This is a genomic window from Rothia nasimurium (genome assembly GCF_928391935.1).
Taxonomy (GTDB): domain Bacteria; phylum Actinomycetota; class Actinomycetes; order Actinomycetales; family Micrococcaceae; genus Rothia; species Rothia nasimurium_D.
The window spans coordinates 1-23,013 of the sequence record NZ_CAKMTD010000002.1 but is presented as its reverse complement, the minus strand read 5'-3'; the positions used below and the strand labels follow the sequence as shown (position 1 = coordinate 23,013).

Sequence of the window (23,013 nt, the reverse complement as noted above, 5' to 3'; positions counted from 1 at the left end):
AGCTGGAGCTCCGCAGGTTCAGTTAATCCACCCCACAAGGGAAGAGGCCGAAATACTCGGCCTATTTTCGGGAGAGGCCTAACCAGCAAAAACCCGTGTCCGAGGCAGTCCCCTTACCAGCCCCGCGCCTCCCACTCGGGCAGCTGGGGACGCTCATTCCCCAGGGTCGTCGAATCGCCGTGGCCGGGCAGAACCACAGTGTCGTCACCAAAACGATCAAAAATCCGCTCAGACACATCGGCAAAAAGCTGCTTAAAATCTTCAGGCGACCAGGTCTTACCCACCCCACCCGGGAAGAGCGAATCCCCGGTAAAGAGCAGAACCCGCCCACCGGCGTCCGCGCCCGCAGGAACCCGCAAGGCCAGGGTAATAGAGCCCGGCGTATGGCCCCGCAGGGCAATCACCTCAAGCTCAATACCTGCCAGAGTTAGGCGCTCGCCACCGGCCAGGTGATCTTCTACCTCTACGCCTTCTTGCTCGGCAATGGCAGCGGCGTCCGGTGCTCCGCAGTAGGTGGCCGGGTCCCAGGCTTCTACAGCCTCGGGCAGGGCCCGGATATGGTCCCAGTGGGAATGGGTGGTGATGATAGCGCGGACGGCAGCGCCTTCGTCGGCAGGCTTGGCAGCTGGGCCTGCGTCCACGAACCTATCTGCCTGGCGGGCCTCAGCGGCGAAGGTCTTGATTGCTTCAAAGTCATCAGCTGCGTCGATTAGAACCTGATCCCCGGTTGCCCGGTTAGTGAGCAGGTATACGTTGTTACTCATCTCTGACACCGCAATTGAGCGGACTGTGACAGCTGGTGTCTCAACAATGAGGGTGGTGTTCAGCTCGTTCATGCCTTCTAGTCTAAGTTGGGTAATCGAGTTTGGACCAAGTGAGGGTCAAAATAGCCCCAAATTTGTGCCGAAATTGAGCAGAACCTGGTCCAAAAGCTGTGGGGCGGGCTTTTATCCCTCTTTGGACCAGGTGGGGGTCAAAAAAGCCCCAAATGTGGGCCGAAATTGAGCAGAACCTGGTCCAAAGGGGGAGGGGACGGGCGTCCTTTTCAACAGGGCCCAAAAAGCATAGAATATATCTTCGAAACACTCTCGTAGATAGGTGACCCATGGCAGGCTCAGCCACCCAGCCCCTCGGCAACGACCTTACCCACATCCGCGTCCAAGGTGCCCGCGAAAACAACCTCAAAAACGTAGACCTCGATATCCCCCGCGACGCCATGGTCGTCTTCACCGGCCTCTCCGGCTCCGGCAAGTCCTCCCTTGCCTTCGATACCATCTTCGCCGAGGGCCAGCGCCGCTATGTCGAATCCCTCTCATCCTACGCCCGCATGTTCCTGGGCCAGGTCGATAAACCCGACGTTGACTTCATCGAGGGCCTTTCCCCGGCTGTTTCTATCGACCAGAAATCAACCTCTAAGAACCCGCGCTCAACCGTCGGCACCATCACCGAAATCTACGACTACATGCGCCTGCTCTGGGCGCGGGTGGGACACCCCCACTGCCCTGAATGCGGCGAGGAAATCTCCAAGCAGTCCCCCCAGCAAATCGTCGATACCCTCATGGACTACCCCGAGAAAACCCGCCTGCAGGTGCTGGCCCCGGTCGTTTCAGCCCGCAAGGGCGAGTTCGTTGACCTTTTCAAGGAACTTTCTACCGCCGGCTATGCCCGCGCCCGCGTCGACGGCGAGGTCATCCAGCTGACCGACCCGCCCAAGCTCGAAAAGCAGTACAAGCACACCATTGAGGTCGTCGTTGACCGTATTGCCATTAAGGAGAGCGTCCACCAGCGCCTGACCGACTCCGTGGAAACCGCGCTGGGGCTGGCCGACGGCAAGGTCCTCATTGACTTCGTGGACGAGGACGCCGACGCCCCGGGCCGCACCCGCTCCTTTAGTGAAAACCTGGCCTGCCCCAACGGCCACCCCCTGGCTGTGACCGAGGTGGAGCCCCGGGCCTTCTCCTTCAACTCACCCTTTGGGGCCTGCTCCGCCTGTGACGGCATCGGCTCCACCCTCGAAGTAGACACCGACCTGATCGTGCCCAACCCCGACCTCTCCCTGGCTGAGGGCGCCGTCGCCCCCTGGGCTACCGGCAAGGCCACCAGCGAATACTGGCTGCGCCTGCTCGCTGGCCTAGCCGAAGAACTAGACTTCGACCTTGCTACCCCCTTTAAAGACCTGCCCGCCAAGGTCAAAAAAGCGATCCTGACCGGCAAGGACTACAAGGTCACCGTCGCCTACAAGAACCGTTTTGGCCGCGAACGCCGCTACACCTCCGGCTTCGAGGGTGCCAGCGCCTACATCAAACGCAAGTACGAAGAAACCGAATCAGACTGGTCAAAAGACCGCTACGAGCAGTACATGCGTAAGGTCGCCTGTACCTCCTGCAAGGGCTCCCGCCTCAACCCCACCATTTTGGCTGTCACCGTTGGAGGCAAGTCCATTGCCGACGTCACCGAGATGCCCATGCGCGAAGCCCTCGACTTCATGCGCTCCCTGACCCTGAGCGACCGCGAAGCCAAGATCGCTGAACTGGTGCTCAAAGAAATCGACGCCCGCCTGCAATTCCTGCTCGATGTGGGCCTGGACTACCTGAACCTGGCCCGCTCGGCAGGTACCCTCTCAGGTGGTGAAGCCCAGCGTATCCGCCTGGCCACCCAGATCGGCTCCGGCCTGGTGGGGGTTCTTTATGTATTGGACGAACCCTCCATCGGCCTGCATCAGCGCGATAACCGCCGCCTCATTGAAACCCTCACCAAGCTACGCGACATGGGCAACACCCTCATTGTGGTGGAGCACGACGAGGACACCATGAAGGAGGCCGACTGGATCGTGGACGTCGGCCCCGGCGCGGGCGAGCACGGCGGCCAGATCGTGCACTCGGGTACCTACGCTGAGCTGCTTGAAAATACAGAGTCGGTGACCGGTGACTACATGGCAGGACGTCGCGCTATCACAGTTCCCGCCACCCGCCGCCCGGTTGACCCCAAGCGCACCATTAAGGTCATGGGGGCCCGCGAAAACAACCTCAAGAACGTGGACGTCGAGTTCCCCCTGGGCGTGCTGACAGCCGTCACCGGCGTCTCCGGTTCAGGTAAGTCCACCCTGGTCAACGATATTCTCTACACCTCCCTGGCTAACAAGCTCAACGGGGCCAAGCAGGTTCCGGGCCGCCACAAGACCATCACCGGTCTAGACCACCTTGACAAGATTATCCACGTCGACCAGTCGCCCATCGGTCGCACCCCGCGATCCAACCCGGCCACCTACACCGGCGTCTTTGACCACATCCGCAAGCTCTTTGCCGAAACCACCGAAGCCAAAATGCGCGGCTACCAGCCCGGCCGCTTCTCCTTCAACGTCAAGGGCGGCCGCTGCGAGGCCTGTTCAGGTGACGGAACCCTCAAGATTGAAATGAACTTCCTGCCCGACGTCTACGTCCCCTGTGAAGTCTGCAAGGGCAAACGGTACAACCGGGAAACCCTTGAAGTCCACTACAAGGGCAAGACTATTGCGGACGTCCTCGACATGCCCGTCTCGGAAGCCGCCGAGTTCTTCTCGGCCTTCACCAAGATTTCCCGCTATCTCAATACCCTGGTGGAGGTTGGGTTGGGCTATGTGAGGTTGGGGCAGTCTGCCACCACCCTCTCCGGCGGTGAGGCCCAGCGCGTCAAGCTCGCTACAGAGCTGCAGCGACGCTCTAATGGCCGGTCCATCTATGTGCTCGACGAACCCACCACCGGCCTGCACTTTGAAGACATCCGCAAGCTCCTTGGGGTAGTGCAGGGCCTGGTTGATAAGGGCAACACCGTCATTACCATCGAGCACAACCTGGATGTCATCAAGAGCGCCGACTGGCTCATTGACATGGGCCCCGAAGGGGGCGACGGGGGTGGCACCGTGCTGGCCACGGGAACCCCCGAGTACCTGGCCACTGTCCCCGAGTCACATACTGGCCGTTTCCTGGCCGAAATGCTCTAAGAGGCCCCGGCCGGGGTATGCTACAAAGGGAACCCAACCTTGGAATAAATGCACAAAAAATGCAAATACGAGGGTTGGGTTGCCAGCCAGCACCAGCGACCAGCAGACAGGAGCCCCCATGTCCCTGAAGTACAAGGCCACCCAGAAAACTATCGAAGCGGTCCTCCGCACCGTCTTCCGCGCCCGCGTCACCGGCCTTGAAAACTTCCCGGCAGAAGGACCCGTCATTGTGGCCTCCAACCACCTGGCTTTCCTGGACTCGGTCATTATCTCAGCCCTCATGCCCCGGCGCGTGGCTTTCCTGGCCAAGAGCGAGTACGTCAATTCGCCCGGCCTCAAGGGCAAGGCCATGAAGACCCTCTTCCAGGTTATTGACATTATTCCGGTCAATCGCACCGACAAGAAAGAATCCATGAAAGCCCTAGACCAGGCCCTGGCCCGCCTCCAGGAGGGCAAGGTCTTTGGAATCTACCCCGAGGGCACCCGCTCCCGGGACGGTTACCTCTATAAGGGCAAAATTGGGGTGGCCTGGCTGGCCCACATGACCGGGGCGACCGTCGTCCCCATCGGCCTGATTGGCACAGATAAAATTCAAAAGCCTGGCTCAAACATGATTTACCCCAAGCGGTTTACCGTGCGGGTGGGTCAGCCCATGACCTTTGAAAAACTGGGGGAGGCCATGAGTGGCAAACAGCGCCGCCAGACCACAGACCAGATTATGGACGCTATCGCCCAGCTCTCTGGCCAGCCCCGCAAAAATGAATACAACGTCTCACCGTCAGCAGAACGCGACGGGGGAATCTAGCCCAGCACCCAGCGCGGGCTAGAGGTTCCTGCCGCTCCTGACCTAGATCAAAGGACCTGATACACGTGGCCGATCCTGCCTCCTACCGCCCTGCCCCCGGAGAAATCCCTACCCAGCCGGGGGTCTACCGGTTCAGGGACGAGGTAGGCCGCATTATCTATGTGGGCAAGGCCAAGAATCTGCGCAACCGCCTGAACTCCTACTTTGCCCGGGTAGACTCCCTGAGCCCCAAAACCTATGCCATGGTGCACACGGCCGCCTCGGTGGAGTGGACGGTGGTGGGCAGCGAGCTAGAATCCCTGCAGCTGGAATACACCTGGATCAAGGAATACAAGCCCCGGTTCAATATCGCCTTCCGTGATGATAAGTCCTACCCCTACCTGGCGGTCACCCTCAAGGATCGCTTTCCCAGGGCCCAGGTTATGCGCGGGGAGAAGAAAAAGGGGGTGCGTTATTTTGGCCCCTACTCCCAGGCCTGGGCTATTCGTGAGACCCTAGACGCCCTGCTGCGGGTCTTCCCGGTGCGAACCTGTTCAACCGGCGTCTTCAACCGGGCCCAGGCATCCGACCGGCCCTGCCTGCTGGGCTATATCGACAAGTGTGCCGCCCCCTGCGTGGGTAGGGTGAGCCGCGAAGACCACCAGAAAATCGCTGAGGACCTATGTTCTTTTATGGCTGGGGGAGCCGAGAAGTACATTGCTAACCTGACTAGCCACATGAAAGAGGCGGCCGCAGAGTTTGATTTTGAAAAAGCGGCCCGCCTGCGCGACGATATCGAAGCCCTGACCAAGGTCTTTGAACGAAATGCGGTGGTGCTGGCTGACTCCGTCAACGCAGATATCTTCAACTATGTTGAAGACGACCTTGAGGCAGCCGTCCAGGTCTTTTTTGTGCGGGGCGGACGCATTCGCGGTCAGCGGGGCTGGATTGTGGAGAAAGTTGAAGACTCGACCCCCGAGGCCCTCATGGACCACCTGCTGGTGCAGGTCTACGGGGAGGCCGCTGCTGCTCTGGCCGTGGGCACCACTGAAGAGGAAATCAACCACACCCTCAACGAGATTCCCCGCCATATCAATGTGCCTGTCCTCCCTGAGAACCACGAAAAGCTTGAAGAATGGCTGACGGGGGTTCGCGGGGCCAAGGTGACCATCAGCGTGCCCCAGCGCGGCGACCGGGTTGAGCTGATGGCGACCGTCGCCGAGAACGCCAAGCAGGCCCTGACCCTGCACAAGACCCGCCGGGCAGGTGACCTCACCACCCGCTCTGCCTCCCTCGTGGAGCTGCAGGAAACCCTGGAACTGCCCGAGGCCCTCATGCGGATCGAGTGCTACGACATCTCCCACGTACAGGGCACCAACGTGGTGGCCTCTATGGTGGTTTTTGAGGACGGCCTGCCCAAGAAGAGCGACTACCGCAAGTTCTCGATCACCGGGGAGGCTGCCCGCGACGATACCGCCAGCATGTACGACGTCATCTACCGGCGCTTCCGTCGCTACCTTACCGACGAGGCCCCAGGAGCCCAGGTACGGGCGTCCGGCCAGATCAGCACGGAGGAGCTTGCCACCAAGGAACCAGCCAAGTTTGCCTACCCGCCCAACCTGGTAGTGGTGGACGGCGGTGCCCCCCAGGTTGCCGCCGCCAGCCGGGCCCTGGAAGACCTGGGCATTACCGATATTTATGTGGTTGGTATTGCCAAGCGCCTTGAAGAGCTCTGGCTGCCGGGCGATGACTTCCCGGTGATTCTGCCCCGCACCTCCAACGCCCTCTACCTGATTCAGCGGATTCGCGACGAGGCCCACCGCTTTGCCATTACCTTCCACCGCTCCAAGCGGGGCAAGGACATGCTGAAGTCTGCCCTAGACTCAGTCCCGGGGCTCGGACCGGCCAAGCGTGAGGCCCTGATTAAGCACTTCGGCTCCCTCAAGCAGTTAACCGCAGCCAGCCCGGAGGAACTCACCCAGGTGCCGGGCATTGGCCCAGCCCTGGCCACGAAGATTCAGGATCACTTTGCCTCAGAGGGGCAGGAAGGCAGCCGGTAGGAAGCTGGGGCTGGGCCTGGCCGTCCACCCTCCGCGGAATCAGTAGTCAGGCCCCCACGTCAGGGTCAATGTGCGCTAGGCTATAGAGCAGACCCTGTCGCTCCTGACTGCTGAGAGAGAGCACCTATGTCCACCACCACCGACAAGACCGTCAAGCCTCAAATTCTGGTCATCACCGGTATCTCTGGCGCTGGGCGCAATACAGCGGCCCACACCCTCGAAGATGAGGGCTGGTACGTCGTTGATAATATTCCCCCGCAAATGCTGACCTCCCTGGCCCAGCTGGTCAAGGATTCCCCCTCAACCATGCCCAAGGTGGCTGTCGGTATTGACGTGCGTGCCCGCCGTCTCTTCCGCGATTTGAATGAGGCTATCAACCAGCTGAGGGCGACTGCACGGGACATTGATTTTTCAATTCTTTTCATGGATTGTTCAGACCAGGACATCATTGCCCGCTTTGAGGCTCAGCGTCGCCCCCACCCCCTCCAGCGCGGGGGCCTGGTGGCTGAGGCTATTGCCCAGGAGCGGAAGATTTTCGCAGATCTCCAGGAATCGGCTGATTACACCATTGACACCACGGGCATGAACGTTCACCAGTTGGCGAAAAAGGTGAGGGAGACCTACGCTCCGGGTCGGGAGCGCATGGTCAACATTACGGTCATGAGTTTCGGATTCAAGTACGGCACCCCCTCCGACGTCCACTACATGGCTGATATGCGTTTTATTCCTAATCCCCACTGGGTGCCCGAGCTGCGTGCCCAGACCGGGAAGGACGCCCCCGTCCGCGACTTTGTTTTTGAGAACCCGGGCACCCGGGAGTTTGTGGACTCCTACATTGAGGCCCTCAAACCCGTGATTGCCGGCTACCGCCGCGAGGGTAAGTTGTACGCAACCTTCGCCATCGGTTGTACCGGTGGTAAGCACCGTTCCGTTGCTGTGACTGAGGAGGTCGCCGCTCGTCTTTCTGAGCTTGAGGATGTTAATATTTCGGTCCACCACCGGGATATGGGGAGGGAGTAATGTCTGAGGCTACCCGCGTCACCCGGTTTCCAGAGACGGGCCTTCTGCCCATTACCGCCCAGGGGCACGATACCCCCGTGAGGGTGACCGCCCTGGGCGGGGGCCACGGGCTCTACGGTTCCCTCTCTGCCCTGAAGCTGGTTACCTCAGCCCTGACAGCAGTGGTGACTGTCGCTGACGACGGCGGCTCTTCGGGGCAGCTGCGTCAGGAAATGGATGTTCTTCCTCCCGGGGACCTCCGCATGGCCCTGTCTGCCCTCTGCGACGACACCGACTGGGGCCGGACCTGGCGGGATGTCATGCAGCACCGCTTCACCTCACGGTCAGCTGACCGTCCCACCACCTTGGAAAACCACGCCCTGGGCAACCTGCTGATTGTTACCCTGTGGGAGCTTTTGGACGATTGTGTGGCCGGGCTGGACTGGGCTGGGGCCCTCCTGAACGCTCGCGGCCGCGTCCTGCCCATGTCAACTATCCCCTTGGTCATCGAGGGAGACATTGTCTCAACTAATGAACACGGGGTGACTTTTCGGGATACTGTGCAGGGGCAGGCCACCCTGGCCAAGGCCGGGACGGTGGAAAACGTCCACCTTCTGCCGAAAGACGCCCCGGCCTGTGACGACGCAATTCGGGCTGTGCATGACTCGGACTGGGTAGTGCTGGGGCCGGGTTCCTTCTACACATCTGTGCTACCCCACCTGCTGCTCCCGGGGCTGCGAGACGCAGTGCTGAACACCAGCGCCAAAATCTGCCTGGTCATGAATCTGGAACTCAACGGGAATGAAACCCGCGGTATGAGTGCTGCCGACCACCTTCTCGTTTTGCGTCAATACGTTCCAGAACTTAGGGTTAATACAGTTATTGCTGACCCGCAGGTAGTGGGGGAGCAAGACGCCTTTGAAGACGTAGCTGCAACCCTGGGCGCAACTGTGCATTGGGCATCGGTCTCAGAAACCGACCAGCCAGGTGTGCATGACCCCCTCAAGCTGGCTGCAGCCTACAAAGAAGTTTTCAAACACTGAACCCGGTAGACTGAACCACTTTCAGTACAGACCTTGGAGGAATTACCGCATGGCCCTGACGGCATCGGTCAAAGAAGAGCTGGCCCAGTATGAGGTCAACCGCTCGTCTGTGCGCAAGGCTGAAGTAGCCACCATCTTGCGCTTCACCAATGGCTTGCACCTGGTCCAGGGCAAGATTGTGGTGGAGGCTGAAGTGGATCTTGAGGCTACCGCTGAACGACTCCGCTATAACATCAGTGAAATGTATGGCCATGAGGCAACAATTCTGTCGGTTTCCGGCGGCGGTTTGCGCCGGGGTGCCCGTTTTATGGTTCGGGTGGACCAGGGCGGTGAAGCCCTGGCCCGTCAAACCGGCCTGCTCGACGGACGAGGCCGTCCGGTGCGTGGTCTTCCTCCCGCTGTGGTGAATGGTTCCCTCTATGATGCTGAGGCTGTTATGCGTGGGGCTTTTTTGGCCCACGGGTCCCTGACGGAGCCGGGTCGATCGTCCGCCCTGGAGTTCACCTGCCCGGGCCCTGAAGCTGCCCTGGCCCTGGTGGGGGCTGCCCGCCGCCTGGACGTCATTGCTAAGGCCCGTGAGGTCCGTGGCGTTGATCGGGTGGTTGTGCGCGATGGCGAAACCATTTCCCTGCTGCTGGAGCGGATGGGGGCTGTGGATGCCCTCGATAACTGGCGGGAACGTCGGGCCCGGAAGGAAGTGAGGGCAACAGCCAACCGTCTGGCTAACTTTGACGACGCCAACCTACGCCGTTCTGCCCAGGCGGCTGTGGCTGCCGGTGCTCGGGTTGAGCGGGCCCTGGAAATCTTGGGGGATAAGGTTCCCGATCACCTGCGCTATGCCGGTGAGCTGAGGGTGGCTCACAAGCAGGCCTCGCTTGACGAACTGGGGCGCCTGGCTGATCCGCCTATGACCAAGGACGCCATTGCCGGGCGAATTCGCCGCCTCATCGCTATGGCTGATAAGCGGGCCGCAGAACGGGGTATCCCGGGAACTGAGGCCGGGGTAGCTCCTCATTTAGCTACCTTACCTACCTATCATTCATAGGCTAGAGCCATTCATGACGTTTGAACCCCTACCTGGTAGAGCAGGTAGGGGTTCTTTGTGTCTGCGGTTGGTGCAGAAAATTCGACATCAGGGTTTGTGTGGGTTTTGTTGGTTTTTCTCTAGCGTGGTGCCTCTGACTATGCAATTCGTGCGAATAAGCCACATGTGATGGGTAAAAACCGACAAAAACCAGATAAAACACACTTAAATCCACTCAAAAAAACGACAGAAACACACCAAAACGCACACAAACAGGGTATGATAGAGAGTGAACCGGACGAGAGCTCGCCACCGAGCTAAGGAACCAACAGGCTCTCAAAGTTCGGCAGGCAAACGCCACACCGGCGTCTCGTCTCACAACGTCACTAACTGTATCTAGGAGTTTGATTTCAGTGACTGTACGCGTAGCTATTAACGGCTTTGGCCGCATTGGTCGTACCTTCTTCCGCGCAGCTGCCCAGCACGGCGAAGGCTTCGAGATCGTTGCTATCAACGACCTGACCGACGTCAAGACCCTCGCCCACCTGCTCAAGTACGACTCCATCATGGGTCGCTTCGACGGCGAAGTAGCTGTTTCAGAAAACGGCCTGGTCGTCAATGGCAAGGAAATCAAGGTTCTGGCAGAGCGCAACCCTGCTGACCTGCCCTGGTCAGACCTGGGTGTCGACGTTGTCCTCGAATCCACCGGTTTCTTCACCGACGGCGAGAAGGCAAAGGCTCACCTCGAAGCTGGCGCCAAGAAGGTTATCCTCTCCGCTCCCGGTAAGAACATCGACGGCACCTTCGTCATGGGCGTCAACGACGACCAGTACGATTCAGCCACCATGAACATCGTTTCTAACGCATCCTGCACCACCAACTGCCTGGCTCCCATGGCTAAGGTCCTCAACGACAAGTTCGGTATCGAACGCGGTCTGATGACCACCATCCATGCCTACACCGCTGACCAGCGCCTGCAGGACGCCCCCCACTCAGACCTGCGCCGCGCCCGTGCCGCTGCCCTGAACATGGTTCCCACCTCCACCGGTGCAGCAGCTGCTGTTGGCCTGGTTCTGCCCGAACTCAAGGGTAAGCTGGACGGCTTCGCAGTTCGCGTCCCCACCCCCACCGGCTCCATCACCGACCTGACCTTCACCGCTTCACGCGAAGTGACCGTTGAAGAAGTCAACGCAGCCGTCAAGGAAGCAGCCGAAGGCCCCATGAAGGGCATCATCACCTACTCCGAGGAGCCCATCGTCTCCAAGGACATCGAAGGTGAGCCCGTTTCCACCGTCTTCGACGCACCCCTGACCAAGGTCATCGGCAACCAGGTCAAGGTTATCGCCTGGTACGACAACGAATACGGCTACGTTTCACGTCTGGTCATGTTCACCAACAAGGTTGTTGCAGCTCTCTAAAGCTGGTACAAAACCTCCCGTCTCCATGAGACACCACATAAAATAGGGTTAGCGAATCGTCGCGCACGCGCGCGATTCGCTAACCCTCACCCTTATCCGGGCCCCCCAACCGGGGGAGCTCCGCCCCCAACACGTTACGGAGATGAATACTCCCATGGCTAAGACTCTCGCTGAGCTCATTGAAGGTGGCGTTGCCGGCCGCCGCGTCCTCGTCCGCTCCGACCTGAACGTCCCCCTCAAGGACGGCGTCGTTACCGACGACGGTCGCGTCCGCGCCTCCCTGCCCGTGCTCAAGAAGCTCACCGACGCCGGTGCCCGCGTCATCGTGACCGCCCACCTGGGCCGCCCCAAGGGTCAGGTTGATCCCCAGTACTCCATCAAGCCTGCCGCTGAGCGCCTGGCTGAACTGGCTGACTTCCCCGTTGTGATCGCCACAGACCTGGTCGGCGAGGACGCCCAGGCCAAGGCCGCCGCCCTCAAGGACGGCGAACTGCTGGTCGTTGAAAACGTCCGTTACGACGCCCGTGAAACCTCCAAGGACGACGCCGAACGCGCCGAGTTCGCAGCAGAACTGGCAGCCCTGACCGGTGAGAACGGCGCCTACGTCAACGACGCTTTCGGTGCTGTCCACCGCAAGCACGCCTCCGTCTACGACATTGCTAAGGCTCTGCCCGCCTACCTGGGCGACCTGGTCAAGACCGAAGTTGACGTGCTGCAGAAGGTCACCCAGAACCCCGACCGCCCCTTCGTCGTTGTCATGGGTGGCGCTAAGGTGTCAGACAAGCTGGCAGTCATCGATAACCTGATCGGCAAGGCTGACACCCTGCTGATCGGTGGCGGCATGGGCTACACCTTCGCCAAGGCCATGGGCTACGAGGTCGGCCAGTCCCTGCTGGAAGAAGACCAGATTGAAAACTGCAAGCGTTACATGGAAGAAGCCCCCAAGAAGGGCACCGAGCTGATCATTGCCTCCGATATCATCTGGGCAGATGACTTCTCCAACGACGCCAACCAGGAAGTCCGCCCCGTCGAGGATCTCACCGGCGGTAAGCTGGGCGCCAAGGCAGAAGGCCTGGACATCGGCCCCGCAACCCGTGAACTCTTTGCCCAGAAGATCAAGGAAGCCAAGCTGGTCTTCTGGAACGGACCAGTAGGCGTCTTCGAGATCTCCGCCTTCGCTGAAGGCTCCCGCGCTGTTGCCCAGGCCCTGGTCGATACCGAGGCTTTCACCATCATTGGTGGTGGCGACTCCGCTGCAGCTGTCCGTAACCTGGGCTTCTCCGACGACCAGTTCGGCCATATCTCCACCGGCGGCGGTGCCTCCCTCGAATACATCGAAGGTAAGACCCTGCCCGGCCTCGATGCCCTCGGCGCCTAAACACAACACCCCCTGGCGCTAAGCCACTCGGCGGTTACCCCGCCACAGGGCAGGACGCCGCACCCGCCGCGTCCTGCCCACCCCCCCTCAGATTTCGCGAAAGGACGAGCCATGACTCGCAAGCCCCTCATCGCTGGTAACTGGAAGATGAACATGGACCACACCGAAGGTGTGACCCTGCTCCAGAAGCTGGCCTGGACCCTGGACGACACTAACTTCAACTACGACACCGCTGAAGTTGCTGTCTTCCCTCCCTTCACCGATATCCGTTCCGTTCAGACCCTGGTTGACGGCGACAAGCTCAAGGTTGTCTACGGTGGCCAGGACCTCTCAGACCAGGATTCCGGTGCCTACACTGGTGACATCTCCGGTGCCTTCCTCAAGAAGCTGGGTGCCACCTACGTTCTGGTGGGCCACTCAGAGCGCCGCACCATCCACGGCGAAACCGACGCGATCTGCGCCGCTAAGGTACAGGCAGCCTACCGTCACGAGCTGACCCCCGTCCTGTGCGTCGGCGAGGGCCTGGACAAGCGTGAAGCTGGCGAGCACGTCGCCTTCACCCTGGAACAGCTGCGCGGCTCCATCGAGGGCCTGACCGCAGACCAGGCTGAAACCCTGGTTGTCGCCTACGAGCCCGTCTGGGCTATCGGCACCGGCAAGGTTGCAACCGCAGCTGACGCCCAGGAAATGAGCAAGGCTATCCGTGAGGAACTGACCAAGCTCTACTCAGCTGAGGTCGCTGACAAGGTCCGTGTACTGTACGGCGGTTCCGTCAAGGCCGCATCAGCCCCCGAAATCATGGCTGAAGCTGACGTTGACGGCGTACTGGTGGGCGGCGCCTCCCTGGACGCCACCGAGTTCGCTAACATCGCCCGCTACCAGGCTTAAGCCTGGCACCTGCCCCTAGGCCTCGTTCCCCGCTCCTGACGCTGGGGCGGGGCCTAGAGTGTGCAAGCTCCCTGCCGATTAGCCCAGGAAATAGGTGCTTTTACGGCCTAAAGCGCGTATAGTTTTCCAAGGAACGCGATAGGTCGCGCCTGTAAACATTACATTCGAAAGGTTCTCTGTGGAAGCCATTAAGATTGCCCTGATGGTGCTGATTGCCATCGCTAGCATCCTCACCGTTCTGCTGGTTCTGCTGAACCGCGGTAAGGGTGGCGGCCTGTCCGATATGTTCGGTGGCGGTATGACCACCTCCTTGAACTCTTCAGGTATGGCTTCTAAGAACCTGATTCGCCTGACTGTCACCACCATCCTCATTTGGGTATTTGCTATTATCAGCTACGCCCTGGTGCTCCGCTTCTCAGAAACTGCAGTAATCTAAGAAGCCCACAAAGCAGAAGAAACCCCGCCTAGTTCCGTACAGGAATCAGGCGGGGTTTTTGTGTATAAGCCCTGGTCAGGCTGCTAGCTGGTGGTGAGGGCGTCCTCGGTTGCTAGGATCAGGGTTTCTAGAAGGCCCCTGGCACCTGCTGCTGGGGTGGCAGTCAGGATCTGAGCGGTGAGTTGGCTTTCGGCGAGGACGGAGGCCTCCCTGAGCCGGGTGGTTGCTTCAGCCTTGTCAGCCCCTGCAATGAGGAACCAGATGCGTTCTGAGTAGTTGATGACGGGCAGGGTGAGGCTCACCCGGGTCGGTGGGGGCTTGGGGGAGTTATGGATGGCGATGGCTGTAGCCTCGGCATCCAGAATCTCCTGCCGGTCAGGGAAGAGGGAGGCGATGTGACCGTCCGGACCCATGCCCAGAAGGGTGAGTGCAAAGAGCGGGGTGGTTTCGCCCTCCGGCGCGAAACGGGCCAGCTCTGCTGTGTAAGCCTCTGCGGCTGCCTCTGGGGTTTCAAAGGTATCTGAGGCCCCCATGATGTGCAGGTTGCCTGAGGGCAGGTCTAGCTGGTTGAGGAGGGCGTCCTTGGCCTGCTGTTCGTTGCGGTCGGCGTGGCCGGTCTCTACAAAGCGTTCGTCAGACCACCAGAAATGGACCTTAGACCAATCAACCGTTGCCCGCAGGGGGCTCTCGGCGATACCTGCTAGAACTGCGATGCCCATGGTTCCGCCGGTCAGGCTGATATGGGCTATGCCGTGGGCAGCTACTGCTGTTGCTGCGACGTTGATGATGCGGGTGGCCCCAGCAAGCTTCAGGGTCGCCTTGTCCTGGTGGGGGACGATGATGGGGTTAGGCATCATAAACCTCCGTGTAGTCGGCGTCGGAGTCGGCTGTGTCATGTGCGTTGACATCAACCACAATGTTTCCGCTGGCGACAACAGACTTGAGCACTTCCCCGTATACCTCGTCGGGGTCTAGGCGGCGGAGTTCTTCGGCCAGGCAGTCGGCCAGGGATCGGACGGGCAGGGAAATCTGCTGGTCGGGTACGCCGGGGGAGGAAATGGTGGCAATGTTCCGGCCAGGACGGTGGACGATGATGGATCCATCGGCCCGTTCTAGTTCTACCTTGTAGAGTCCCCGCTGGACGTCGGTGGTGCGCAGGTGGACTTCTGCGCCCAGGCGGTCGCCCAGCCAGGCACCGAGCAGGACGACGGACGGGCTCATGGAGGAACCTGACACGGTCACCTTGGTGACGGGGGCGGGGCTAATCTGGTCGAAAACTGCCGCAATCTGGATACGCCACAGGGTCAGACGAATCCAGGCCAGGTCGGTGTCGCCGTCCTTGTAGCTGGCAGCTAGCTTCTCTAGCACGCCCAGGGGGTCGTAGGCTCGGGCGGAATCGGTGATGCGTCGCTGGGCGATTTTACCGATGGAGTGCTCTGCCGGGTTTTCGGGAACTGAGTGGGGCCACCAGGCTACGATGGGGGAGTCGGGCAGGAGCAAGCCTGAGATCAGGGATTCGGTGGGTACGGAGGCCGAGCCGTATCCCCGCAGAATGATGAGCTCTGAGGCTCCGGCGTCGCCACCCACGTAAATGCGGGCGTCCAGCCGGTCGGCCTCGTCCTGCCCGTAGCCAACGTGGACGATAATACGGGAGGGGTGCTCGTAGGAGGCCTTGAGGGCAGCCTCAACGGCTGTCTTGGAGTGGCCCTTTTCGGCCAGGATAACCAGGGTCAGCACACGGGAGGACGTTGTCGCCCCCTCCTCACTACGCAGGCGGGAGAGCTCTTTGGCGACCTCGCCCACGGTGGTGTCTTTGAGTTTCTTCATCATGGGCGCCTCCAAGCACGGCCGTCGCGTTCCAGCATTTCGTGGGCAGAAGCCGGGCCCCATGAACCGGGGGCGTAGGCTTCAGGTTTGATCTTGTGCTCTTCCCAGTATTCTTCGAAGGGGTCGAGAATCTTCCAGGAGAGTTCGACTTCCTCATGGCGGGGGAAGAGCGGGGGCTCGCCGAGCAGGACGTCGAGGATGAGGCGTTCGTAGGCCTCGGGGGATTCCTCCGTGAAGGAATGGGAGTAGCCGAAGTCCATGTTGACGTCGCGGATTTCCATCTGGGTGCCGGGCACCTTGGAGGCGAAGCGAAGGGTCATGCCCTCATCGGGCTGGACCCGGATGACGATCGCGTTCTGACCGGCCTGGTCGGAGCTACCGCCGAAGAGCAGGTTGGGGGACTTCTTAAAGACAACAGCGATTTCCGTTACGCGGCGGCCCAGCCGCTTACCGGCCCGCAGGTAGAAGGGCACCCCGCCCCAGCGGCGGGTATTGATTTCCAGTTTGAGGGCCGCAAAGGTCTCGGTGCGGGAGTCAGCAGGGATGTCGTTTTCGTCGAAGAAGCCGTTGACTTCTTCACCGCCCTGGTTACCGGCTGAGTACTGGCCAATGGCAAAAGCCGTGGAGATATCTTCTGGGACGCGCACGGCCTCAAGCACCTTGGCCTTTTCGGCGCGGAGGTGGTCAGCGTTGAAGCTGATGGGCTCTTCCATGGCGGTCAGGGCCAGAAGCTGCAGCAGGTGGTTCTGGATGATGTCGCGGGCAGCACCCACCCCGTCATAGTAGCCTGCGCGGGTACCGATACCGATGTCTTCGGCCATGGTGATTTGCACATGGTCAACGTTGTTGGCGTTCCACAGGGGCTCAAACATCTGGTTGGCAAAGCGCATGGCCAGAATATTCTGGACGGTTTCCTTACCCAGGTAGTGGTCAATGCGGAAGACAGAGTCAGCCGGGAAGACCCGCTCAACGATGGCGTTGAGTTCGCGGGCAGATTCTAGGTTGTGGCCGAAAGGCTTTTCAATGACGACGCGGCGCCAGCCCTCATGCTGGTTGTGGTTGGCCAGGTCGTGGTCAGCTAGTTTCTGCAGGACCTGGTCAAAATCCTTGGGGGGAATGGAAAGGTAGAAGGCGTGGTTTCCGCGGGTGCCTCGGGTTTCGTCGAGTTCAGCCAGGGTTGTCTTCAGCTTTTCGAATGACTCGTCTGAGTCGAAGGTTCCGGTGACGAAGCGGATACCGGCTGCGAACTGGTTCCAGACGTCCTCCCGGAAGGGGGTGCGGGCGTGGGCCTCAACGTGGCCGCGGACCTCTTTCTGGAAGTCTTCGTGGCTCCATTCGCGGCGGCCGAAGCCGACCAGGCCAAAGCTGGGGGGAAGTAGGCCACGGTTGACAAGGTCGTACACTGCGGGGAGCAGCTTTTTACGCGCTAGGTCGCCGGTGACGCCGAAGAAGACGAGGGAACTGGGGCCAGCTACCCGGGTGAGTCTGCGGTCGCGGGGGTCGCGCAAAGGGTTGGTGTCGTGGGTGTTTGTCACCGCCGGAAAATCCTTCACTGTGGGGTGTCGGCACAGGTCACCCTGGGGAGGGGGCCGGTGCTTTGGTTCATATCTAGTGTACCTGTGCAAACGCCCGGCCGGTGGGGTTATTCCACCTACCGGGCGTTTGCACTAGGGCTAGCTACTGGCTGGTTTTACTTGTCTGCGGCCAGGGCTGCTTCGACGGTTTCGAGCAGTTCCTTCCAGGAAATTTCGAACTTCTCGATACCCTCGGTCTCTAGCTGGGTGACGACGTCGTTGTAGGAGACACCGACACCTTCGAGAGCGTTGAGGATCTCGTTGGATTCCTCGTAGGTACCTGCGATGGTGTCGCCAGTCACGGGGGCGTGGTCAAAGGTTGCGTTGAGGGTTGCCTCAGGCATGGTGTTGACGGTACCGGCGGCAGCGATTTCGGTGACGTAGAGGGTGTCAGGGTAGGCGGGGTTCTTCACGCCGGTGGAGGCCCAGAGGGGACGCTGGCGGTTGGCTCCGGCTGCCTCCAGGCGGGCCCAGCGCTCAGACGCGAAAGCCTGCTCGTAGACTTCAAAGGCCAGGCGGGCGTTAGCAACACCGGCCTTGCCGCGCAGGGCCAGGGCCTCATCGGTGCCGATAGCCTCTAGGCGGGCGTCGATTTCAGTATCAACACGGGAGACAAAGAAGGAGGCAACAGAGTGAATGGTGGACAGGTCCTTGCCGTTCTCCAGGGCCTTTTCCAGGCCGACCATGTAGGCGTTGATGACCTCGCGGTAGCGTTCCAGGGAGAAGATGAGGGTCACGTTCACAGAGATACCCTCGGCCAGGGTTTCAGCAATGGGTTTGAGGCCCTCAACGGTTGCAGGGATCTTGATCATGACGTTTTCACGGCCAACAGCTGAGTAGAGTTCCTTAGCCTGGGCCAGGGTCTCATCAGCCTTGCGGGCCAGCAGGGGAGAGACTTCAATGGAGACGCGGCCGTCAAAGCCCTGGGTTGCCTCGTAGATGGGGGCGAAGACGTCGCAGCCGTCGCGAACGTCGTCGATCATGGCCGCAAAGCCAGCTGCCTCAGCAGGGGTACCGGCTGCAGCCAGTTCCTTCATCTGCTCAGCGTAGGCGGCACCGTTGGAGAGGGCTGCGGCGAAGATGGAGGGGTTGGTGGTTACGCCAACAACGTTCTTGGTGTCGATGAGTTCCTGCAGGTTGCCGCTGGTGAGGCGTTCGCGGGAGAGGTCGTCGAGCCAGATAGAGACGCCTGCGTCTGAGAGCTTCTGGGTGGGGGTGGTCATCTTGTGTCCTTAAAGTTTGTGGTGGGAGGGGCAGGACGGGCGGGGTGCGGCCGTCCTGCCCCGGTTCTGCCGGGTGCCCGGCAGGTGCGGTGATTACTGGGCTGCTGCGATGGACTCGCGGGCCTTGGCGGCGACGTTCTCGGCGGTGAAACCGTAGTCGGCGAAGAGCTCTTCGGCTGAGGCTGAGGCGCCGTAGTGTTCCAGGGAGACGGCGCGGCCGGCTTCACCGAGGATGTCGAGCCAGGGCATGGCCAGACCGGCCTCGACGGTGACGCGGGCCTTGACGGCTGAGGGAATCACGGACTCGCGGTATTCGGCTGACTCTGCGTTGAACCATTCGCGGCAGGGCATGGAGACAACGCGGGCGGCAATTCCTTCTGCTGCCAGCTGGGTGCGGGCTGCCAGGGCAACCTCAACCTCGGAGCCGGTGGCGATCAGGATGACGTCGGGGGTGCCCTCGGTGTCAGCCAGGACGTAGCCGCCGCGGGCAGCGCCCTGGGCGGAAGCGAACTTCTCACCTTCGGCGTCCGCGTGCAGGTCTTCACGAGCCACGTTGGTCAGGTTCTGGCGGGAGAGCACCAGGCCTGCGGGGCGGTCCTTGATGTCCAGGATCTTGCGCCAGGCCACGGCGGTTTCGTTACCGTCGGCGGGGCGGACGACGTCCAGGTTGGGGATAGCACGCATGGCGGTCAGGTGCTCGACGGGCTGGTGGGTTGGGCCGTCCTCACCCAGGCCGATGGAGTCGTGGGTCCAAACAAAGATGTTGGGTACACCCATCAGCGCAGCCAGGCGGACGGCCGGGCGCTGGTAGTCGGTAAAGACGAAGAAGGTGCCTGAGAAAGGACGGGTGGGCGACGACAGCGCAATACCGTTGGTGATTGCTGCAGCGGCGTGCTCACGGATACCGAAGTGCAGCACACGACCGTAGGGGTGGCCGGTCCAGCTCTTGGTGGAACGGGACTCGGGGTTGAAGGACTTCTCGGTATCAATGGTGGTGTTGTTGGAGCCAGCCAGGTCAGCTGAACCACCCCAGAGTTCGGGCAGAATCGGGGCAATAGCGTTGATCACCTTACCGGAAGCCGCGCGGGTCGCAATGGAGGTGCCAGCCTCAAAGGTGGGCAGGGCCTCGTCCAGCTCGGAGGGCAGCTCACCGGCCACCAGGCGCTCGTAGAGCTTGGCCTGCTCGGGGTTGGCCGCAGCCCAGGCGTCAAAGGAGGCCTGCCACTCAGCGCGTTCAGCAGCGCCACGCTCAACCAGGGCACGGGTGTGCTCCAGAATCTCAGGTTCAACCACAAAGTGCTGCTCAGGATCAAAGCCCAGGACCTTCTTGGTGGCGGCAACTTCTTCAGCACCCAGCTTAGAACCGTGAATACCACCGGTGTTCTGCTTGGTGGGAGCCGGGTAACCGATGATGGTACGCAGCTCAATGAAAGAGGGCTTGTCGGTGACCTTGGTGGCAGCAACAATAGCGTCGTAGAGGGCTTCGATGTCCTCAACATATTCGCCGCTTGCGGTCCAGTCAATCTTGGTGACGTCCCAACCGTAGGCCTCGTAGCGGGCGGCGACGTCCTCGGTGAAGGCTACGTCGGTGTCGTCCTCAATGGAGATATGGTTGCGGTCGTAAATGACGACCAGGTTGCCCAGCTGCTGGTGGCCAGCCAGGGCACAAGCCTCAGCGGTAACGCCCTCCTGCACATCGCCCTCAGAGGCAATGGTAAAGATGGTGTGGTCAAAGGGGGAGGTGCCGGGGGCAGCCTCGGGGTCAAACAGGCCACGCATACGACGCTGGGCGTAGGCAAAGCCCACGGCGGACGCCAGACCCTGCCCCAGGGGGCCAGTAGTGATTTCGACGCCCTTGGTATGGCCAAACTCGGGGTGGCCAGCAGTCTTAGCACCGGCGGTACGCAGGGACTTGATGTCATCCAGTTCCAGACCGAAACCGCCCAGGAAGAGCTGGTTGTAGAGGGTCATGGAGGTGTGACCGGGGGAGAGGATGAAGCGGTCACGGCCAGCCCAGCGGTCGTCGGACGGGTCGTGGCGCATGACCTTCTGGAAGAGCAGGTAGGCGACAGGAGCCAGGGACATAGCAGTGCCGGGGTGGCCAGAGCCAACCTTCTCCACCGCGTCCGCAGCCAGCACCCGGGCAGTATCAACCGCGCGCTGATCCTTGTCAGTCCATTCAAGCTTGTGATTCAGGTTAGGCATAAGCCGTCCTCTCTCAATCTGGCTGGCCAGAGTATTCATAACTGTGTTTGCCTACAGCGCACCCAGCACCCACAGCAGGACGCAGGGAGGGTAGACCCTGATACCAGGATAGTTCACCGGGGCACCGGGCACAGAGTCCATCTCAGAGGACGGTTGCCTAACGGGCTGGCTGGTGCCCGGGTTGTCATAGTTTAGGCGGCAGCTTGACGACCGTTATAAGATGTAATTTGACCAAAAGCTCTTTTGGCGTGCGCTCAAACGGGTCACACCGGCACAATCGTGATGGGAACCACTAGAAAACCCAGGTCAGTGAGGGGCAACCCCCGCCACCCCTAGGGGAAGGAACCCAACACGCCGGACCACCCCGCCGTCCCACATAGTGATGTGGGGTTGGGTGACGTCAACAGGGCAGCACACACACCAGTCAAGGGAAGTTGGCATTCGTGAAGGGCCATGGCATGAACACCGTCATCGAGCGCGACGCTGCGCAGGGGCACCTACCTGCCGTGGCCGCGTCCGGAAAAATCCCGCTAGGCCGAAAGATAAAGGCCTACATCCACCTGACCAAGCCGCAGATTATCGAACTGCTCCTGGTCACCACCGCCCCCACCATGATCTTTGCTGCCGGTGGCTTCCCCAACCTCTGGCTGGTGCTTCACACCATGATTGGCGGCTCTCTTGCCGCCGGTGCCTCCTGCGCCTTCAACTGCTACATCGACCGCGAAGCCGACCGGCTGATGAAGCGCACCGAGAAGCGTCCCCTGGTCACCGGTGAACTCACCGACCGGGAGGCCCTGGTCTTTGCCTGGGTGCTGTCAGTTATTTCAATCGTCTACCTCTACTTCCTGGTGAACCCGCTGGCTGCAGGCCTGGGCGTCGTCGCGATTTTCCTCTACGTTGTCTTCTACTCCCTGTGGCTGAAGAAGCGCACCAAGCAGAACATCGTCTGGGGCGGTCTGGCGGGCTGCATGCCGGTCTTTATCGCCTGGGCGGCTGTGGAGAACACCATTTCCTGGGCGGCTGTGGTGCTCTTTATGGTGATTTTCCTCTGGACGCCCCCGCACTACTGGCCTCTGTCGATGAAGTACGCCGAGGACTACCGGGCAGCAGGAATTCCCATGCTGGGCGCGACCGACTCTGCTAAGAGTGTGTCGGTGCAGGTGGTGCTGTACGGCTGGGCTATGGTCATGTGTTCCCTGCTGCTGGTTCCTTTGGGTGGGGCTGGCTGGGTTTACACGGCGTCTGCTGTGCTGATTGGGGCCTGGTTCCTGTACCACTGCCACAAGTTGCACCGCCTGGCCCTGGCTGAGCAGGCAACGAGCCGAACCGCGATGGTGGTTTTCCACGGTTCAATTACCTACCTGACCGTCCTCTTTATCGCCCTGGCCATTGACCCCTTCGTCGGCGGCCCCGTCCTCTCCCTCTAAACCGGGTAGGTACCATCTAAATCGGAAAAACCCACCAGCCAGGTGGGTTTTTCCGATTTAAATGGTCTTTTCCACAGGCGAGAATGCGGTAGTGTCACAAAACCGTCACGCTTCACCAATTTCTCACCACAACTCACCGCGAACCCCGAAAATCTGCCTCAAACTCTGCCACCTAGCTATCCACAGGCCGCACCTCCTCTAGAAATACCACCCCACAGTGGCGAATCTAGAAACATGGCAATGCATGAATACACAAACGAAATCCGAACCATCCACCAGCTCCACAATCAGGGGCTGACTCCTGAGCGAATCGCCCAAGAGGTAGCCGCTCACCAGCTCACCCGGCTCAGAAAAGGCGTGTACTGCCCCACGTCCTGGTGGGATTCCCTGAAATACCACGAGAAGTACCGCGCCACCATCGCAGCCGTTCACCTTGCCGCTCCAGAAACGACCTTTTCCCATGCGGCAGCTGCCTGTCTGCACGGCTATGCCTTGGCAAAAACTCCGACTGCGGTAGATATCGTCGGCCCACCAGATTCCCGGGGTAGGGCCCGGGGCACCCGCAAGCATTACACCTATAAACCCATCGAGGAACATAGGACGCTGGTGGGCGGGTTCAGGGGGGACTGTCAGGAAAACGGTGTAAACCCTCCCAACCCCAACAGGAGAAAATAACACCATGACAACAGAACACCAACTCGCCCAAAACCTCATCACCCAAGCCAAAGAACAAGGCCTAGACCTCAGC

General features: G+C 60.6%; 18 protein-coding genes. 12 read left to right on the top strand and 6 right to left on the bottom strand.

Features of this window, described 5'->3' with window-relative positions:
- Positions 1-113: 113 nt before the first annotated feature.
- Positions 114-836: an MBL fold metallo-hydrolase gene (locus L7A15_RS03445; RefSeq protein WP_237200793.1), complete on the bottom strand. Its 723-nt coding sequence runs from the start codon at positions 834-836 to the stop codon at positions 114-116.
- 269 nt (positions 837-1,105) lie between these two features.
- Between L7A15_RS03445 and uvrA the strand changes: the two genes are divergently transcribed.
- The 10 genes from uvrA (at position 1,106) to secG (ending at position 14,009) form a co-directional block, all read left to right on the top strand.
- Entirely contained in the window at positions 1,106-3,979 is a 2,874-nt protein-coding gene (uvrA, locus tag L7A15_RS03440) for an excinuclease ABC subunit UvrA (protein ID WP_237208767.1), read from the top strand.
- A gap of 118 nt (positions 3,980-4,097) precedes the next feature.
- The gene (locus tag L7A15_RS03435) at positions 4,098-4,784 is read left to right on the top strand and encodes a lysophospholipid acyltransferase family protein (RefSeq protein WP_237187690.1); all 687 of its coding nucleotides are present in this window, start codon (positions 4,098-4,100) and stop codon (positions 4,782-4,784) included.
- Between the two features lie 65 nt (positions 4,785-4,849).
- Positions 4,850-6,823, top strand: coding sequence for an excinuclease ABC subunit UvrC (uvrC, locus tag L7A15_RS03430; protein ID WP_237208766.1), 1,974 nt, complete (start codon positions 4,850-4,852; stop codon positions 6,821-6,823).
- Between the two features lie 126 nt (positions 6,824-6,949).
- The gene (rapZ, locus tag L7A15_RS03425; RefSeq protein ID WP_237208765.1) at positions 6,950-7,843 is read left to right on the top strand and encodes an RNase adapter RapZ; all 894 of its coding nucleotides are present in this window, start codon (positions 6,950-6,952) and stop codon (positions 7,841-7,843) included.
- A complete protein-coding gene (locus tag L7A15_RS03420; protein ID WP_237187693.1) occupies positions 7,843-8,865 on the top strand; it encodes a gluconeogenesis factor YvcK family protein in 1,023 nt (340 codons plus the stop codon). The genes rapZ and L7A15_RS03420 overlap by 1 nt, the downstream gene beginning before the upstream one ends.
- A gap of 49 nt (positions 8,866-8,914) precedes the next feature.
- Positions 8,915-9,910, top strand: coding sequence for a DNA-binding protein WhiA (gene whiA / locus L7A15_RS03415; protein ID WP_237200804.1), 996 nt, complete (start codon positions 8,915-8,917; stop codon positions 9,908-9,910).
- Positions 9,911-10,302: 392 nt separating this feature from the next.
- Positions 10,303-11,307, top strand: coding sequence for a type I glyceraldehyde-3-phosphate dehydrogenase (gap, locus tag L7A15_RS03410; RefSeq protein ID WP_237187696.1), 1,005 nt, complete (start codon positions 10,303-10,305; stop codon positions 11,305-11,307).
- Between the two features lie 154 nt (positions 11,308-11,461).
- Positions 11,462-12,685 carry a phosphoglycerate kinase gene (locus tag L7A15_RS03405; protein ID WP_237208764.1) on the top strand — a complete coding sequence of 408 codons (1,224 nt, stop codon included), beginning with the start codon at positions 11,462-11,464 and terminating at the stop codon, positions 12,683-12,685.
- A gap of 111 nt (positions 12,686-12,796) precedes the next feature.
- On the top strand, positions 12,797-13,573 hold the full coding sequence (tpiA, locus tag L7A15_RS03400; protein ID WP_237208763.1) for a triose-phosphate isomerase: 777 nt from the start codon (positions 12,797-12,799) through the stop codon (positions 13,571-13,573).
- Between the two features lie 178 nt (positions 13,574-13,751).
- A complete protein-coding gene (secG, locus tag L7A15_RS03395) occupies positions 13,752-14,009 on the top strand; it encodes a preprotein translocase subunit SecG (RefSeq protein WP_237187699.1) in 258 nt (85 codons plus the stop codon).
- Positions 14,010-14,092: 83 nt separating this feature from the next.
- Here secG and pgl read toward each other — a convergent pair whose 3' ends face one another.
- The 5 genes from pgl to tkt form a co-directional block, all read right to left on the bottom strand.
- Positions 14,093-14,863, bottom strand: a complete 771-nt coding sequence (gene pgl / locus L7A15_RS03390; RefSeq protein WP_237208762.1) for a 6-phosphogluconolactonase — start codon at positions 14,861-14,863, stop codon at positions 14,093-14,095.
- Entirely contained in the window at positions 14,856-15,839 is a 984-nt protein-coding gene (locus L7A15_RS03385) for a glucose-6-phosphate dehydrogenase assembly protein OpcA (protein WP_237200811.1), read from the bottom strand. Before L7A15_RS03385 ends, pgl begins: the two co-directional genes overlap by 8 nt.
- Positions 15,836-17,371 carry a glucose-6-phosphate dehydrogenase gene (zwf, locus tag L7A15_RS03380; protein WP_237208761.1) on the bottom strand — a complete coding sequence of 512 codons (1,536 nt, stop codon included), beginning with the start codon at positions 17,369-17,371 and terminating at the stop codon, positions 15,836-15,838. The genes L7A15_RS03385 and zwf overlap by 4 nt, the downstream gene beginning before the upstream one ends.
- A 155-nt stretch (positions 17,372-17,526) precedes the next feature.
- Positions 17,527-18,633: a transaldolase gene (gene tal / locus L7A15_RS03375; protein WP_237208760.1), complete on the bottom strand. Its 1,107-nt coding sequence runs from the start codon at positions 18,631-18,633 to the stop codon at positions 17,527-17,529.
- 93 nt (positions 18,634-18,726) lie between these two features.
- Positions 18,727-20,838, bottom strand: coding sequence for a transketolase (gene tkt / locus L7A15_RS03370; protein ID WP_237208759.1), 2,112 nt, complete (start codon positions 20,836-20,838; stop codon positions 18,727-18,729).
- A 458-nt stretch (positions 20,839-21,296) separates the two neighbouring features.
- Here tkt and L7A15_RS03365 point away from each other — a divergent pair, with 458 nt between their 5' ends.
- Together L7A15_RS03365 and L7A15_RS03360 are read left to right on the top strand one after the other, a co-directional pair.
- The gene (locus tag L7A15_RS03365) at positions 21,297-22,265 is read left to right on the top strand and encodes a heme o synthase (protein ID WP_237208758.1); all 969 of its coding nucleotides are present in this window, start codon (positions 21,297-21,299) and stop codon (positions 22,263-22,265) included.
- A 234-nt stretch (positions 22,266-22,499) separates the two neighbouring features.
- Positions 22,500-22,940, top strand: coding sequence for a hypothetical protein (locus L7A15_RS03360; protein ID WP_237212275.1), 441 nt, complete (start codon positions 22,500-22,502; stop codon positions 22,938-22,940).
- Positions 22,941-23,013: the final 73 nt, after the last annotated feature.